At 54.6% G+C, this 15,590-nt stretch carries 11 protein-coding genes; 2 read left to right on the forward strand and 9 right to left on the reverse strand.

All coding sequences use genetic code 11. The features are described from left to right. The 9 genes from COY37_RS06010 to lpdA all read right to left on the reverse strand — a co-directional run. Positions 1–2,386 (reverse strand): UvrD-helicase domain-containing protein (locus COY37_RS06010; protein WP_286976747.1); only part of this gene is annotated, 2,386 nt, incomplete at its 3' end. 9 nt (positions 2,387–2,395) lie between these two features. Next, positions 2,396–5,356 carry a PD-(D/E)XK nuclease family protein gene (locus tag COY37_RS06015; RefSeq protein ID WP_286678159.1) on the reverse strand — a complete coding sequence of 987 codons (2,961 nt, stop codon included), beginning with the start codon at positions 5,354–5,356 and terminating at the stop codon, positions 2,396–2,398. Between the two features lie 85 nt (positions 5,357–5,441). Further along, complete coding sequence (locus COY37_RS06020; RefSeq protein WP_286678158.1) at positions 5,442–6,725, reverse strand: class I SAM-dependent RNA methyltransferase; 1,284 nt, start codon at positions 6,723–6,725, stop codon at positions 5,442–5,444. A 111-nt stretch (positions 6,726–6,836) separates the two neighbouring features. Then, positions 6,837–7,754, reverse strand: a complete 918-nt coding sequence (gene lipA / locus COY37_RS06025) for a lipoyl synthase (protein WP_286678157.1) — start codon at positions 7,752–7,754, stop codon at positions 6,837–6,839. Then, on the reverse strand, positions 7,744–8,463 hold the full coding sequence (lipB, locus tag COY37_RS06030) for a lipoyl(octanoyl) transferase LipB (protein WP_286678156.1): 720 nt from the start codon (positions 8,461–8,463) through the stop codon (positions 7,744–7,746). The genes lipA and lipB overlap by 11 nt, the downstream gene beginning before the upstream one ends. A 5-nt stretch (positions 8,464–8,468) precedes the next feature. Further along, positions 8,469–9,659, reverse strand: a complete 1,191-nt coding sequence (locus tag COY37_RS06035; protein ID WP_286678155.1) for a dihydrolipoamide acetyltransferase family protein — start codon at positions 9,657–9,659, stop codon at positions 8,469–8,471. 124 nt (positions 9,660–9,783) lie between these two features. Beyond that, positions 9,784–10,821, reverse strand: coding sequence for an alpha-ketoacid dehydrogenase subunit beta (locus COY37_RS06040; protein WP_286678154.1), 1,038 nt, complete (start codon positions 10,819–10,821; stop codon positions 9,784–9,786). Next, the gene (locus tag COY37_RS06045; protein ID WP_286678153.1) at positions 10,805–11,782 is read right to left on the reverse strand and encodes a thiamine pyrophosphate-dependent dehydrogenase E1 component subunit alpha; all 978 of its coding nucleotides are present in this window, start codon (positions 11,780–11,782) and stop codon (positions 10,805–10,807) included. The genes COY37_RS06040 and COY37_RS06045 overlap by 17 nt, the downstream gene beginning before the upstream one ends. 42 nt (positions 11,783–11,824) lie before the next feature. Beyond that, the gene (gene lpdA / locus COY37_RS06050) at positions 11,825–13,219 is read right to left on the reverse strand and encodes a dihydrolipoyl dehydrogenase (protein ID WP_286678152.1); all 1,395 of its coding nucleotides are present in this window, start codon (positions 13,217–13,219) and stop codon (positions 11,825–11,827) included. 387 nt (positions 13,220–13,606) lie between these two features. Between lpdA and radC the strand changes: the two genes are divergently transcribed. Both radC and COY37_RS06060 read left to right on the forward strand, forming a co-directional pair. After that, positions 13,607–14,302, forward strand: coding sequence for a RadC family protein (gene radC, locus COY37_RS06055; protein ID WP_286976739.1), 696 nt, complete (start codon positions 13,607–13,609; stop codon positions 14,300–14,302). Positions 14,303–14,317: 15 nt separating this feature from the next. Then, a complete protein-coding gene (locus COY37_RS06060; protein ID WP_286678150.1) occupies positions 14,318–15,352 on the forward strand; it encodes a rod shape-determining protein in 1,035 nt (344 codons plus the stop codon). Positions 15,353–15,590 lie beyond the last annotated feature (238 nt).

The raw sequence follows: 15,590 nt of genomic DNA on the forward strand, positions 1-15,590 counted from the left end.
CGGTATCTGCTTTTAGTTCATCCTTCAACTCGGGGTAGCCGGGCGCCTCGAAGGGTTTATCGATGCCCGCAACCTTGAACGCTATCGCGGGTTTTACGGCGCTTGCATCACCGGCCGCCTTGCCCGTCGAATCGCCCTTTGCGATGCGCAAAAGAACCATCTCGCCGCTACCGGGTGAGCCATACATCGGCTTACTTTGCGAGAGGGCCAAAAACACTACAGGAAACTGTAGGCCTTTGGCCGCATGAACCGTCATTATGCGTACCGCTCCGAGGTTCTCGTCGGCGAGAACGGCGTCGCCCTCTTGGCTGGAAAGGTCTTTCTGCAGGGCGAGGTACTCCACGAAGCCTGCCAAATCGCGACCGTGCACGTTTTCGTAGGCGTCGGCAAGGCGCATGAGCTTTCGGATGTTCGCATAACGCAGGGCGCCGTTGTGATCGCGCATGAGCGAGCAGAGGTCGTAGCCCGTTTCGGAAACGGCTCTCTCTATAACCGACGAGAGCCCGGAGTAGGCGGCGAATCGTCTGAGGTCGTTGAATATCGCGATAAAGCGATCGAGTTTCTCTGTATCCGCCGCCTCAAGCGGCAGGTTCTTGCCCACATCTGCGTCGATTACGGCGTGCCATAGCGGCGCGTCGGCCCCGCCGATCTTTCCGGCTGCTCGTCGCATCAGGTAGAGGGCGTCGTCACTTAGGCGAACGCACGGCCCGCGCAGAACGCCGATGAGCGAGATATCATCGTATGGATTTACCAGCGTCGCGAGGAGATCCCGTATCTCGGCAACTTCGTCGGCGGCATAATAGCCGGTGCCGCCGACTGTGTAATAGGGGATGCCGCGAAGTTTCAGGGCGTCTTCGATCTCTTTTAGTTTCGTTCTTCTGGGGATGAGGATGGCGATATCGTTTGGCTCATACACGCCCCGGCCGGTAATCGTCTTGTCGGTGATTTCTTTGATTCGATTGGCTATAAAAGCTGCTTCTGCTTGGGCCGCATCAACCTCTTCCCAGGTGGTATCGAATATCGCAAGCTCGATTGCCGTGCCTTCGGGCTGCTTAAAGTCACCGGGGTTTCTGCCCGGTTCGAGACGCAGGTGATCGTTGCCGAAGAACTTTGCGCTTGTGCCGATGCGATTCACAAAGGCGAGCACTTCTTCGCGACTGCGGAAGTTTTTCGGGAACGTCACCAGCTTGCCCGCACTCGTTTGCGTGCGCTCGCGAAGGCCTCTGAAAAGGGAAACATCCGCGTGGCGGAATTTATAGATCGATTGAAACTCATCGCCAACGGTGAACAGGTTATCGTTGGCGATAAGATTTATAAGGTCGCATTGCAGCCCGTTTGTATCCTGAAACTCATCGACCATTATCATCCTAAATCGTTTCCCGTAGCTCTCTCGAATCTCGGGATGGCCCTCGAACAGGTCCTTGGTCAAAAGCTGAAGGTCTTCAAAATCAACCCCCGAGATATCCGCTTTTCTCTGCCGGTATATCGCCGAAAATAGGCGCAGAAGCTCGGCGTAAAAACCGCGGTATCGATGCGCCAGGTCTTCGGCGAGCATGCGATCGATGGTATCGAGAAGGTCTTTGGTGCGTCCAAAAACCTTCTTGGAGGGGCCCGCCGACATATTCAGCTTAAATCTACTATCTTTGCCTCCTAAACCGGGCAGCAGGTCGTATTCCTGGATATCAAGGTAGGCGAGTAGGTTCCCGGCGACGCCGAAATTGGCGGTGTAGGTTTTCGGGCCGGCGTTTCGGTCGGCCGTATTCAGTATCCCTGCGATTTCGCCTTTAAGCTCATCAACGAGGGTGTTAACTGCCGAACGGTCTTGGGGCCGTACATCGGATTGAGGTAGCCCATCCGCTGGTTCGCTAAAACCGGCGCTTCTCAACGCACCGTACAGCGATAGAACCACATCCGATAGCTTGTCTTTGCCGATTTGGTAGATGAACTCCACGTGCTCCTGACCGACATGCGAGAACTCGTCTAAGGCCTGCTCTATTGCCTCATTGACCAGCGATATCATAGCCACGTCCTCGACTACGGTAAAGTTGGGGTCGATGCCCGCCGCAAAAGGATAGGCTTTGAGGATGCGCGAGCAAAAGCTGTGGATGGTGCTGATGTAGGCGTCGGGCAGCTTTCTGCCCGCCTCGACAAGGCCCGCCTCGGCGAGGCGGGCCTTGATCTTATCCTGAAGCTGGGCTGCGGCCTCGTTGGTAAAGGTAATGGTAAGGATGCGGTCGACAGGGATTCTGTCTTCAATGACGGCTGTAGCAAAGCGCTCGGTCATAGCTTTGGTCTTGCCGCTGCCCGCGGCGGCGCTGACGAAGACGTTGCCTTTGCGCATGTTTATCGCTTCTTCTTGTTGGGGATTGGGCTTAAATTCAGCCATCTTAGACACTTAGGCACGCCCCTTCCGGCAGATGTGGGTGAGACCGCAGAATGTGCAATCCGCGTTATTGGCAGGGGAGAAGGAGCCCTCTCTGATGCGCCCCGCTATCTCACCGACCTTTTCAAGGGCATTGGATATTATCGTCTCGAACTCCTCGTCGCTTTTTGCCGCCTTCGACGGCAGAGCCGATTTGTCGATAGCATCGCTGTTATATATGCCCTCAGCCGTGGTTTTTGCTATTGAAAGATAGCCGCCGGCGATCGGGTGCAGGCCCCAAAGCCGCTTGACGGCCTCGATATAGAGCGGCACCTGCAATTTCTTGGCCGATTCTATATCCTTCACACTCGGGATGCCCCTGCTTTTATAGTCGATAACCATTGCCCGGTTATTGTCGTCGATATCGATGCGGTCGATTTTGCCCCGGATTTTGGTGCCGCCGTCAAGCACCAGGCACTCTTCTTTGTGCTCGTCATCATACGTGTCGGCGGGTAGGCCAAACGACGCTTCGAAAAGGCTGGGCTTAAAATCGGTCGGTCTGCCCGCCTCAGCCCTGATAAAGCGCTTGAGGTTTTCAGCCATCTCATGCCGGCTGAATTTTGCATCAACACTCTCCGTATCCGCCGCCTCACGCCTGAATTCTTCTTCAAATATCCCTACGATGAGTTCTTCCAGCTCATCGAGCTTATCCTTAACCGGCTGATGCACGCCAAAGCGCTCGGGAAGAACCCTGTAGAACTTCTCGAGCGTTGAGTGCAGGATCGACCCTTTATTCCGGGCATCGAACTCAACGTCAATCATCTGCGGCTTGAGCATTCTCTCTACATACCAGTTGAAGGGGCAGTTCGCAAACGACTCAAGTTCGGTGATGCTAAAGGTGTCACGGCGCGCGATTAGTTTTTTCACCTCTCCGGAGGTAAAGCGGGCCGTCGGGGAGGGCGCCCTTGCCGTTGCGCTCTCCAGCTGATGCGAGCCGCCGGTGCTATCAGCGATGGTTTTTGCAAGGGCCGGTTGTTTGCGGTGACATTGTGCGGCAAAGCGAATAGCCTCTTTGGCGTTGGGAATGGACACGAGATTGCCGTCGAACACCACATCGGACAGGTAGCGTTTTGTTGTCAGCTTTTTTATCTCGTCCTCGTCCATCGACTCCTGGAGGTCGCTCAGGAAAGAGGATTTTAACAGCGATCTGCCATTGCTGTTAACGCTTTGACAACTTAAGAACAACCTCTCAGTTGCCGTGGTTGTAGCGATGTAAAAGAGGTAGCGCTCCTCGGCTATATCGCCGCCCCTGGTATCTATCTCAAGATTATAGGATGCGAGCTGCTTGCGCTCGTCCAGGTTAAAGAAAGGGTCTTCGCTCGTTGATTGGGGAAAGCAGCCCTCGTTTAAACCAAGCACAAAGACGGCCCTGTAGGTGCGACCGCGTGCACGGTGGACCCTTAGAATATGTACTTTTTCAGCTTCCGCCTCACGGCTGACGCGCATCTCGGCGGTAGAGAGGATTTTATAAACATCAACCGGGCTTGGGGTAAGCCTTGAGTCAATGGCTACCAGCTCATTGAGGCTGGCCAACGTATCTTCAATAACCGTTAACGACCCCAGGCCGGCCTTCTCGTCGTAGGTGAGAAGAGGTGCGCTGCGGCCATCCGCCCCGTTGCTTAGACTCAAATTACTTACCAGGATGCCGGTAAGGAGTTCGGAGCCGATCGCGTACACGCGTGATGCGACCTCTGAAAAACTATCAAGCGTTAAAAGACTGCTGATCTCTGCCGTGCCCGTACCGGATACCCGGGCCCATTGAGCGAGCATTTCGTGCGCTCCGGTGGTTCTATTGAGCCTTGCTTCACGCTCAAACCGGTCGATTTCACCTTGTTTATCTATATAGCGAATACGCAGGTAGGTGATGAGGTCGGCGATATTTCTCGATGCGTAGCAGAAGTTCAAAAGCGACAGCACCGCACGTCCCAGCGAACTGTGGCCAAACGGCACCAGCTCGCTCAATGAATAGGGGATGGCGAAGTCTTCAAACACCTGGATGAGGGTACGGGCATACCTATCCGGATCTCGTATAATAACCGCTATCTCCTCGGCCCGAAAGCCTTCTTTTCTGATTAGCTCTAAGATTCTGGCGCCGACAAGCTCGATCTCGCCCTGCTCGCCGGCCGCTACCAGAAAGTTGCGCTGCAGTATCGGTTTGGGGGTGTTCTGCGACGTGCCTTCGTTCGTCCAGGTCACGCTATCTGCGGTATCCGTAAGTGCCTCGACCGCCTCTTTGCGGCCGCTAAAGGCATCCGTATCTTTGAAGGTGAGCGCAAACGTGATATCCGCGTTGAGGCTTAAAAGCTCTATGATCCGCCGCTGGCTGGTTGTGAAATCATCAAACCCGTAGAGAAAAATCGGGCGAGTTTGAACAAGCTCGCCGTTCTCAAGCGCCTCAACCAGTTCCCAGCGGAGAAGCTGTTCATCAAGCAGGTTGAGGTTTTGAAGCGACTCCAGATAGCCTCGGTAAAGCTTGAAGATGTCATTAAGATAGTTGGCGGTTCTATAGCTGTCACCAGCCCACCGCGTAAAGGCATTCGCAAGTTTTTCAGGGGTGTTCATGCCCTGTTTTAAGTCGTTAAACAGGTAAATCAGAGCCTTACTAAAACCCGGATACTGGGCCGACTCGGCAAGCGAAACTAGGGTTGAGCCTTCAATGATTTGCCTTACGATAAACTCCTGCTGGATGGGGTCGATCCGGTGCTGGGTTATTTCTGCCTGCTGTGCCAACTGGCCCAAGAACTTATCGTATGTTGTGATGTTTATCCCCACAGCCGCAGCAACAATCTGGAGTAGTTCCCTTCGAATAGAAACAGCTTCTGTTCCGCTGGGCACGAGAAGAAGGGGATTATCGTCCAGCCGCCCGACGAAACGCTTAAAAAGCTCTCTTTTCTTTCCGCTTTGAGCCGGACCGACGATAACGTTAAGAGGCATACATATCTCCTGGTAGATGTGGGCATTGCTTGGGAATGCTCGTCTTACTAGTTGTAACTTATTTTACCAGAAGTTTGTGGTGGGGTCACTTAGCCAGAAACACCAGTGTCTCGATGTGGTAGGTCTGGGGGAAGAGGTCGACCAGGCGGATCGACTCGATCTCGTAGTTAGGCGCAAGCCGCTTTAAATCCCTTGCCAGAGTAGACGGATTGCATGAAATGTACACGATGGTGGCAGGATGCGCCTGCAGCAGGTTCTCGACGATTTTTGGCGAGAGACCGGCTCTTGGAGGATCGACGATGACGATATCAAACGGGCTGTACCTGCTTATATCGTAAGCCTCCGCCGCAGCCCTGTAGAAACACATGTTTTGTATGCGGTTTAGCCGCAGGTTCCTTTTACCGTCTTCCACTGCAAAAGGGTTCTCTTCAACAGCGATGACCTCATCCGCATCCTGGGCCAGCGGAAGGGAAAAGTTTCCCGCACCTGAGAACAGGTCGAGCACCCGTTTTCCGCTAAGGGGCTGAAGCCTATCCTTAATGAAATCGACCATGACCCGGTTGAGCTTCCAGTTGCTTTGGAAAAAACTCATCGGAGAGGCCGTATACGAGATTCCATCCAGGGAAAGGGCGAGGTACTGCCGGCCGTATTTGAGCGTTTCAAGTTGGGTTTTTATAAATACCCCCTCGAAACAACATTCGAGCAGCAGATCCGCAAGGCTGTCCCAAAAAAGCCGGTCGTGTTTGGCGCGTGGATTTGCTTTTATAGAGGCGTAAGTACCGTCACCACAGGATATCTGAATCTCATTGATGTCCCTGAAAAGCTCGGGCTGAGCGGACATGGCGCTTCGAACGCTCTTCAAGGCCTCGTTTATGGGGTCGATCATCAACGGGGAATAGTCGGTATCGACGATCTCGTTGCTCTTCTCCTTGTAGAAGCCGATCAAACCGTTCTCGACCTTAAATTGCCCCCTGAAGCGATACTTCCAGATAGCGTCTTCGTTGATGATGGGTGTATCCGGGGCAACGATGATGTTACCGATTCGCCGCAGGGAGTCGGTGAGAACCTGTTGCTTTATCACAACCTGTTCGCCGTAGGAGATATATTGAAACTGGCAGCCGCCGCATGCCTCAAACGAGGCGCATTTTGGCTGTATCCTGTATTCCGAAGGCTCGATTACGTTTTCCACCGATGCGATGTAGTAGTCCTTTTTCTCCTCGTTAACGGAGACCTCGACCATTTCGCCCGGTATCGCACCCCGTATAAGGATGATCTTAGGGACGGCCGCGGTGCGCCCGAGCGTGTACCCTCCGTAGACCGGGGCCCCGGCCCGCAATATGATGTTTTTATGCGGTACAGTTTGTGCCATTGCCACCTCGCTTCGCACCATATTCTTACCTAAAAGAGTCTTATACAAAACAGCATATGTAGTAAATAGGTCGCAGGGCAAGGGGTAAAATCCATTTAGAGGGAGACTAAGCTATTTTGTCTTTCCAAGTTGCTCTCTGGCGTGGTAGGAGCTTCTGACCAGGGGTCCGGATTCTATGTGCGAGAAGCCCATCCCTTTCCCGATCGCTTCAAGCTCTTCGAACTCTGCCGGCTCGTAGTATCGCGCGATGGGAAAGTGGGATGTGGAAGGGGCCAGATACTGTCCGATGGTTACGATATCGCACCCATGGTGACGTAAATCCGCCAGGGCCTCGATCAGCTCGTCTTTCTCCTCGCCCAGCCCGACCATAATGCCGGACTTGGTATGCCCTTTAAAACCCCGTTCCTTGGCGACTTTAAGCAGGCTTAAAGAGCGTTCGTAGCGTGCGGCCGCCCTTACGGCGGGGTAGAGCCGGGGGACGGTCTCGATGTTGTGATTGAGGATATCCGGCCCGGCATCGACTACCGCTTGCAGTGCTTGCCAATTGCCGCCAAAATCGGGGATCAACACCTCTATACCGCAGTCGGCATTAAGGTTTCTCGTTTCTCTAATTACTTCGGCAAAGATTGCGGCCCCGCCATCCGGCAGGTCGTCTCTTGTTACCGAGGTGATGACTGCGTAGTTAAGCCCCAGCGTTGCAATGGCTTTGGCAACGTTTAACGGCTCATCCGGGTCTGGAGGGAGGGGTTTGCCGCCGCCCACTAAACAAAACCGGCAATTGCGCGTGCAGATATCGCCAAGTATCAAGAAGGTCGCCGTTTTGGCTTCAAAGCACTCGTAGATATTGGGGCAGCCGGCTTCCTCACAGACCGTATTGAGTTTGAGCCCCCGCAAGATATGTTTTACCGCCCGGTAGTTCGGACCCTGCGAAACTCTAATCCTTAAGTGGAGGGGTTTTCGCTCATAACGCTGTGAGCGGCTATTACTGTCGCTATTAAGCTCAAGTATAGGTTTGTAGCTATCCGGCATAATATTCCTTATTGATTGGTATCTCGCCGAGGCCGACTTTAAGGATTTCTTCGCCCGGGATGGGGACCATATCCACATGGAAAACACGCCCGAAGTTTTCGATGACACGACTGCGAACCGGCTCGAGCGGAACTTCCAAACCGAGCAGTTTCGATAGAGAAGTGACGCCCTTGTCGCGGAGACCGCAGGGGATAATCCCATCGAAATAGCACAGATCGGTTGCAACGTTAAGGGCAAAGCCGTGCTTAGTCACGCCGCGGCTTACGCGAAGGCCGATCGCACCGAGTTTTTCCAGCCCAAACCAGACGCCGGGATAGCCGGGTAGCCTGTCGGCGTCGATACCGAAATCGCGGACGGTTCGCAGCAGCACCTCTTCGAGATTTCTCAGGTAATACTTGATCATCGAGATACCGCCGATCTCTATAATAGGGTACCCCACCAGTTGTCCCGGGCCATGGTAGGTTATCTCACCGCCGCGGTCCGAATGAAAGAGCTTTACGCCCTTCATTTCCATCTCCTCATCTGTGAGGACCAGGTGCGAGGAGTCGAACCGCCTGCCGACCGTGTAGACATGCGGGTGCTCTAAAAGAAGCAGCATGTCCGGCAGCTTCGATTCAGCGCGCATCGTCACCAGGTTCATCTGTAAATCGAGCGCGCTCTGGTAATCAATTATCCCAAGCTCTGCGACTAAACATTTCATTTTAGACATCCCAACTACAGCACGCTTGCGAGATCGGGGGAGAAGTCCCAGGTCTCAAGGTCTTCTTTTATACGGTTCAGGAACTGGGTCGCCATCGCGCCGTCAATCAGCCTGTGATCATAGCTAAGCGGCATGTAGACCATGCTGCGGATTGCGATGGCCTCGTCGATGACGATCGGGCGTTTCTGAATGCCCTCTAGGCTTAAAATCGCCACATTCGGCTGGTTTATAATCGGTGTCTGGATGAGCGATCCAAACGAGCCGGGGTTTGTAATAGTAAACGTCGAGCCGGTTACCTCATCCAGCGTGAGCTTGCCTGCGCGGGTTTTTTCCGCCAGCTCGTGGATGTGATGGGCGAGACCGAGAAGGTTCATCTCCTCGGCATGCTTTATCACCGGCACGATAAGGCCGTTCTCAACGGACACGGCGATCCCGAGGTTGACGTAGTCATGAAGCGCCATGTTGTGCTCGTCGATGATGCGTGCGTTGACCATAGGGAAATGGATAAGCGCGTCCACGGTCGCCTTTGCGACAAAGGGCAAGAAGGTAAGGGAGAAGCCCTCGCGTTTCTTAAAGGCCTCTTTTATCTTGTCACGTTGTTTAACCACATTGGTCATGTCGACCTCGACGATGCCTGTGACGTGCGCGGATGTGTGCCTGCTGCGAACCATGTGCTGGGCGATTTCACGCCGCAGGATATTCATCGGCACGATGCGCTCACCCAATGGCACCTCAGCCGAGGGCATGGGGGCAAGAGAGATCGGCGGGGCCTGGGCCATCGGCGGTTTCGGAGCGCCGGGGGCCGCGGCTTTTTGCATATCGAGATAGCGCTGAACATCTTGCTTGGTAATCCTGCCCCCGGAGCCGGTTCCGGTGACTTGCGACAGGTCGACATTATGCTCGCGGGCGAGCTTTCTTACAATCGGCGAGACAAAACCCACCGCTGGAGCGGGTCCGGTCTCGGTTGTCGTCTCATCGATGAGCGCAAGCTCGGCCCCAACCGGCACGGTCTCGTCTTCGGGCGCAACTATTTTCGCGACCCTTCCGCTGACGGGGGATGGTATCTCGGTTTCGACTTTCGCGGTCGATATCTCCACGATATTTTCATCCTTATCCACAAAATCGCCCTCGTTCTTGAGCCACTTCAGAATCGTCCCTTCCGTGACCGTCTCTCCAAGCCGGGGCATCGTTAATGCAACCGTCATATGCTAATTCACCCTCTTCTTTATCTGCTCCTGCGAATACCTAACCCATCAATTTCTCCTTATAAGAACCTAAAGGATATTTAAATATGCCTTAGCCCGCTCTCTAGACCCACACCCCGGCCCACTAATACGCCGATAACTTATCAATTGCGGCCATTACATCGTCCACCTGGGGGAGGAAGTAGTCCTCGAGGGGTGGGCTATAGGGAATCGGGGCGTCCGGGGAGGAGACCCGTAAGATAGGGCCGTCCAGGTATTCGAACCCCTCCTCCGCGATGATCGCAGAGACCTCCGCACCGATGCCGAGCGTCCGCGTGTCTTCGTAGAGCATGATGGCTTTGCCTGTTTTGGCGATCGACTGCAATATTTGGATTTTATCCAGGGGATAGATGGTTCTCAAATCCAGAACCTCGACCGAGATGCCTTTTTCCTGGGCTTTATCCGCCGCCGCCAGGGCGGTCTGCAGCATCGCACCATAGGTGACGATGGTGACGTCGGTGCCCTGGCGCTGTACTTTGGCGGCCCCGATGTGGCAGGCGTAATCGTCCACCGGAACCGGTCCTTTGAGACGCCGGTATAGGTACTTGTGCTCGAAAAACACGACCGGGTTGTTATCCCGTATCGCGGCTTTTAAGAGCCCTTTTGCATCCCAGGGGGTGCCGGGGACGATGACTTTAAGCCCCGGGACATGGGCGAACCATCCTTCGGGGCTCTGGCTGTGAAACGGCCCGGCCCGCAAGCCCGCGCCGGACGGGGCCCGCATGACCATGGGTACCGCGTCCCGGGTGCGATAGTGTATTCTGGCCGCGACGTTTACGATCTGGTCCCAGGCGCAGTGGATAAAGTCGGCGTACTGGTACTCGACGATCGGGCGCATCCCCATCAGGGCGGCCCCGACCGCCATCCCGGTAAAGGCCTCCTCGGCGACCGGCATGTCGATGATACGCTCCGGGCCGAATTGCTCCAATAATCCTTTAGTGACTTTAAACGCCCCGCCGTAGGTGCCGATATCCTCGCCGACCATGAAGACGTTCGGATCGCGCTGCATTTCTTCCCTGAGGGCCTCGGTTATCGCGTCGATAAAGAGGGTTTCTTTTGTTTCTCTGCGGCCGCCGCCGTTTACGTTGCCGGATGCCGGCATCCGGTTACTCGGCGTAGACATCTTCGATGGCCTCCTTTGGTTCCGGATAGGGGCTTGCTTCGGCGAAGGTTACGGCATCTTCAACCATGGCGTTTATCCGGTCGATGACCTCTTTCTTGGAGTCCTCGTTGAGAAACCCTTTCTCGTTGAGGTACGCCTCAAAGCGCACGATGGGGTCGCGCTTGGTCCAGAGATCGATGATATCTTTGGCCACATAGGTGGCGGAGTCGTGCCCGGCGTGGCCGCGCATTCGCATGGTTTTGGCTTCGATGAGCGTCGGGCCGCCGCCATCCCGGGCCCTTTCAACAGCTTTCTTGGCTTCCCGGTAACACTCGACGACGTCGTTGCCGTCAACGATTACCCCGGGCATGGCGTAGGCTACCGCGCGGTCGGCGACGTTTGCAACCTTCATTTCCTTATAGACCGGGGTGGAGTAGGCGTACCCGTTATTGATGACGACGAAGACGACCGGCAGGTTGTGCACCGAGGCGACGTTGAGCGCCTCGTGCCAGTCGCCGACGCTTGTCGCGCCCTCGCCGCAGTAGGCCATCGCGACCCTCGGCTCTTTGCGCAGCTTAAAGGCAAGCGCCGCGCCTGCCGCAACCGGGTAAAAATTGGGGAGCATGCTGACCGTGGCAAAGGTACCGCGACGTAAATCCCCCTGGTAGTTATCCTCGCCCTTGCCGTGGGTGAGGCTATTTGCACGTGCGTAGTGCTGCAAGAACACTTCCCGGGGGGTTATCCCTCTCGGGAGCTGGGACATCATATCACGGTGGGTGGGCGCAAGCACATCACCCTCCTCAAGGGCGTAAGAGGCGCCGATTTCGATGGCTTCCTGCCCGGTACCTAGATAAATGGCGCCCGGCAGTTTGCCGCCTTTGTAGAGAAGGTTGAGTCTATCCTCGATCGCCCGCCCGAGCCGCATCAAGTAATAGATATCCATCAACTCTTTTGTTCCAAGTTCCAACGGTTTTACCTGCATATTGTTACCTCCACGAGCAACCTATCATTCCTATGAAGAACCCTATAAAGAGTGCAACGGTTTTCCGGCCAGCTTCAGCGCAGCTTCTCCAATCGCCTCGGTAAACGCCGGGTGAGGGTGGAGGAACTGGGCCACGTCGGCGGCGGTGGCTTCCCAGTTGGTAATAAGCATCGCCTCCGAGATGAGATCGACTACATCCGGGCCTATCAGGTGGACGCCGATTATCGGGCCGCCTTTTACGGAAACCATCTTTGCAAAGCCGATTTCCTCTTTATTTATTGCCGAGCGCGGTATCACCTGGAAGGGAAGACCCACCGTTTCGATATCGTAGCCGGCCTTTACCGCCTCCTCTTCCGAATATCCCACTTTGGCGAGTTGGGGATATCCGAACGTATAGATAGGGATTTGCCGCAGGTTAAGCGGTGGCGGATTTATACCGGCGATTATTTCCACGGCATGGATCCCTTCAGAGAAGGCGAAGTTGGCGTATTGCGGGTTATAGGTGACATCGCCGACCGCGTAAATTGCATCGACATTCGTCTTCATGTCGGGATCGGTTATAATAAAGCCGTCTTTGGTGTCGATGCCGAGGGAGTCGACATCGATATTGTCCAAATTGGCGATTCTGCCTGCGGTGACAAGTAACTTGTCTGAGGCAATCGTTTGGCCCTCATCGTTCTTGGAGAGTTCGACCTCTATCTTGTTGTCGACCAGGACAGCCGCCTCGACTTTCGATGCGGTATGGATGTTAATGCCCCGCTTTTTAAAGATTCGCTCCAGGCGTTTTGAGATATCTTCGTCGTCGCGCGGCACGAGGCGCGGGGAGTGTTCGATAAGATGAACTTCCGCACCGAGCGAGCGAAACAGCGAGGCGAACTCGACACCATACGCACCGCCGCCCACTATGGCTATGGATTTCGGGACCTCATTTATCTCAAGCGCCTGTGTTGTATTCATGGCGATATCGCCGACGCTTCGAAGCGCCGGTATACTCTGGGGTTGTGAACCGGTTGCGATAATGATGTTGGGGGCGGTCACTACGGCGGTTTCTGATCCGGTTTCGACCTGCACCCGTCCGGGTTCGCTAAAAGTTGCCGTTCCGTTTATAATCTCGACTTTGCGCTGTTTAAGCAGTGTCTCTAAGCCCATAAACAGGCGATTTACAGCAGTGTTTTTGGCTTTTTGCATGCCCGCCCAATCGTAAGAAACGCCCTCCACGCTAATCCCGAATTTATCCGCTCTTTGGACGGTATCAAGCACATACGCACATTGCAGCAGGCTCGCGGTTGGGATGCATCCACGGTGCACGCACGTCCCGCCGACTTTGTCTTTTTCTATGACCGCCACCTTAAGGTTTAACTCAGCCGCCCGCAGCGCCGCGGCGTACCCTCCGGGGCCTCCGCCGATGATGGCGAGGTCGTAGCGTGCTTCTGCCAACGTAAAATACCTCCAGAGTTAAGTGCTAAATTACCTGTGCCTGGGTTGCTTTGTAAGCAATCCAGTGCCGATTTTAAATATACCCGTTGAGGGTGGCCGCTAATCTTGTCGTCAATCCAAATCTGCGGTAGGTATATACATAGCAATGCCCGCGAACTTGATTAGAGGGGAGAGTGCCGGGTAGTGAGCGGTCGGATAAAGGATGTCGTAGTTGTCGGATGCGGTTTTGCCGGCATGGAGGCGGCAGGTATGGAGGCGGTTGGTGACATATGTAGCTGTATCCTATAGAATGTATCTTAATTCCACAGACTGGTCTAAAAAAGTTTGCATGCGCAAAAAGCTGCCGGTCTGAGGCGCAACGGGATTCTCTTCGACGCGGGAGGGGCATTGACCGAGGGGAACGGACATCTGACCATCAAGCAATTGCCGCCTGAGCTGAGGCCACGGGAACGGCTTATCCAGTTTGGTGCGGGCAGTTTGTCAAATGCTGAATTACTGGCTATAGTGTTGGGTACCGGCACAAAAAATAAGACTACGGTTCAACTTAGCGAGAAGTTGTTATCGCGCTTCCAATCGCTCGGGTCCCTGGGACGGTCGACCATCGAGGAACTCTGCGATATCAATGGAATAGGAAAGGTAAAAGCCACAAAAATCCTGGCGACGCTCGAACTGGGCCGGCGGCTTACAGCGGCGGCACCGGCTGAGCGGTTTACCATCGGTTCCCCCGAGGATGTCGCGCGACTTCTCATGTCCGATATGCGCGACCTGGACCGCGAGTATTTTAAAGCGCTGGTGCTGAATATAAAGCACCAGGTGTTAAAGGTTATCGACGTGTCCATCGGTAGCCTGAGCTCATCGGTCGTGCACCCGAGAGAGCTTTATAAGATGGTAATCAGGCACAACGGCGCGGCGGTTATCGTCGTGCATAACCATCCCAGCGGGGACCCGACGCCGAGCGCCGAGGATATCAGGGTTACCAAGCGCCTTTCTGAGGCGGGTGGTATCCTGGGGATTGATCTGTTGGACCATATTATTCTAGGGGACGGTCGTTTCGTCAGCCTTAAAGAATATAGCTTAATGTAGCCGAAAGGAGCATCAATGTTTGATTTTTTAGCGATGCCGCTAAGTCGAGATATAGCGATTGATTTGGGTACCGCCAATACTCTCGTTCACGTTAAGGGGAGAGGCATCGTTCTAGTTGAGCCTTCGGTTGTTGCTTATGATAAGACATCGGGCAAGATACTGGCTGTTGGGGTAGATGCCAAGAGAATGATCGGCCGCACGCCGGGGAGTATCGTCGCAATCAGGCCGCTTAAAGACGGTGTTATTGCAGATTTCGATGTGACCGAGGCAATGCTGCGGCATTTCATACAAAAAGTACACAATCGCAAGCAGCTCGTAAGGCCGAGGGTTGTAATATGTGTCCCATCCGGGGTAACCGAGGTGGAGCGGCGCGCCGTGTTTGAGGCCACGCTTCATGCGGGCGCACGCGAGGTGTACCTGATAGAAGAGCCCATGGCGGCGGCTATCGGAGCGGGCCTGCCCATTCAGGAGCCCACGGGCAATATGGTCGTCGACATCGGCGGGGGAACCACCGAGGTCGCGGTTATATCGCTGGGCGGCATCGTTACCTGCCAGTCGATCCGAATCGGCGGCGACGAGTTCGACGAGGCGATCATGAATCACGTCAAGAAGGAATACAATATCATGATCGGCGAGCGCACCGCCGAAGAGATAAAAATCGAGATCGGAAGCGCCTATCCAATGGGTGACGAAGAGGATGCCGAGGTCAGGGGGCGCGACCTCTTAACCGGGCTTCCTAAAAACGTCGTTCTCTCATCTGAAGAGATACGGGCGGCGATTGAAGAACCGCTTTCGGCGATAGTTCTTGCGATAAAAGGCACGTTTGAGAATACTCCGCCGGAACTATCAAGTGATATTATGGATAGAGGGATTGTCATGACGGGCGGCGGTTCGCTGCTGAAAGGCCTCGACGAGAGGATACGGCAGGAGACGGGGATGCCGGTTCATGTAACGGACGACCCCTTGAGCTGTGTGGCCATGGGAAGCGGCATAGCCCTCAGCGAGATACAGACGCTAAGGAAGGTATTGATCGGCACTTCATCAAGGTAAAAGTAGGCAGTAGGGAGTATGCAGTAAGCGAGAGGGTGGGCCGCAAGAAGACTATTGCTAGGTGTCATTCTGAGCGATAGCGAAGAATCTAGCAGAGAGAGAGTGGGCCGCAAGAAGACTATTGCTAGGTGTCATTCTGAGCGATAGCGAAGAATCTCGGGTGCAGGCACTGTGATTGTAACTTACTAGCGTCTAGGCGTAGCTTTACCGTTCTTAGGTAGATGGTTTTATTCTGACT

This window comes from Candidatus Aquicultor secundus, assembly GCF_002791875.1.
GTDB classification, from domain to species: Bacteria; Actinomycetota; Aquicultoria; order Aquicultorales; family Aquicultoraceae; genus Aquicultor_A; species Aquicultor_A secundus.

What these genes read in the sequence shown, in the direction of transcription:
- COY37_RS06015 (WP_286678159.1), bottom strand. Translation starts at nt 5,356, where the DNA reads ATGCCTCTTAACGTTATCGTCGGTCCGGCTCAAAGCGGAAAGAAAAGA.
- COY37_RS06020 (WP_286678158.1), bottom strand. Translation starts at nt 6,725, where the DNA reads ATGGCACAAACTGTACCGCATAAAAACATCATATTGCGGGCCGGGGCC.
- lipA (WP_286678157.1), bottom strand. Translation starts at nt 7,754, where the DNA reads ATGCCGGATAGCTACAAACCTATACTTGAGCTTAATAGCGACAGTAAT.
- lipB (WP_286678156.1), bottom strand. Translation starts at nt 8,463, where the DNA reads ATGTCTAAAATGAAATGTTTAGTCGCAGAGCTTGGGATAATTGATTAC.
- COY37_RS06035 (WP_286678155.1), bottom strand. Translation starts at nt 9,659, where the DNA reads ATGACGGTTGCATTAACGATGCCCCGGCTTGGAGAGACGGTCACGGAA.
- COY37_RS06040 (WP_286678154.1), bottom strand. Translation starts at nt 10,821, where the DNA reads ATGTCTACGCCGAGTAACCGGATGCCGGCATCCGGCAACGTAAACGGC.
- COY37_RS06045 (WP_286678153.1), bottom strand. Translation starts at nt 11,782, where the DNA reads ATGCAGGTAAAACCGTTGGAACTTGGAACAAAAGAGTTGATGGATATC.
- COY37_RS06060 (WP_286678150.1), top strand. Translation starts at nt 14,318, where the DNA reads ATGTTTGATTTTTTAGCGATGCCGCTAAGTCGAGATATAGCGATTGAT.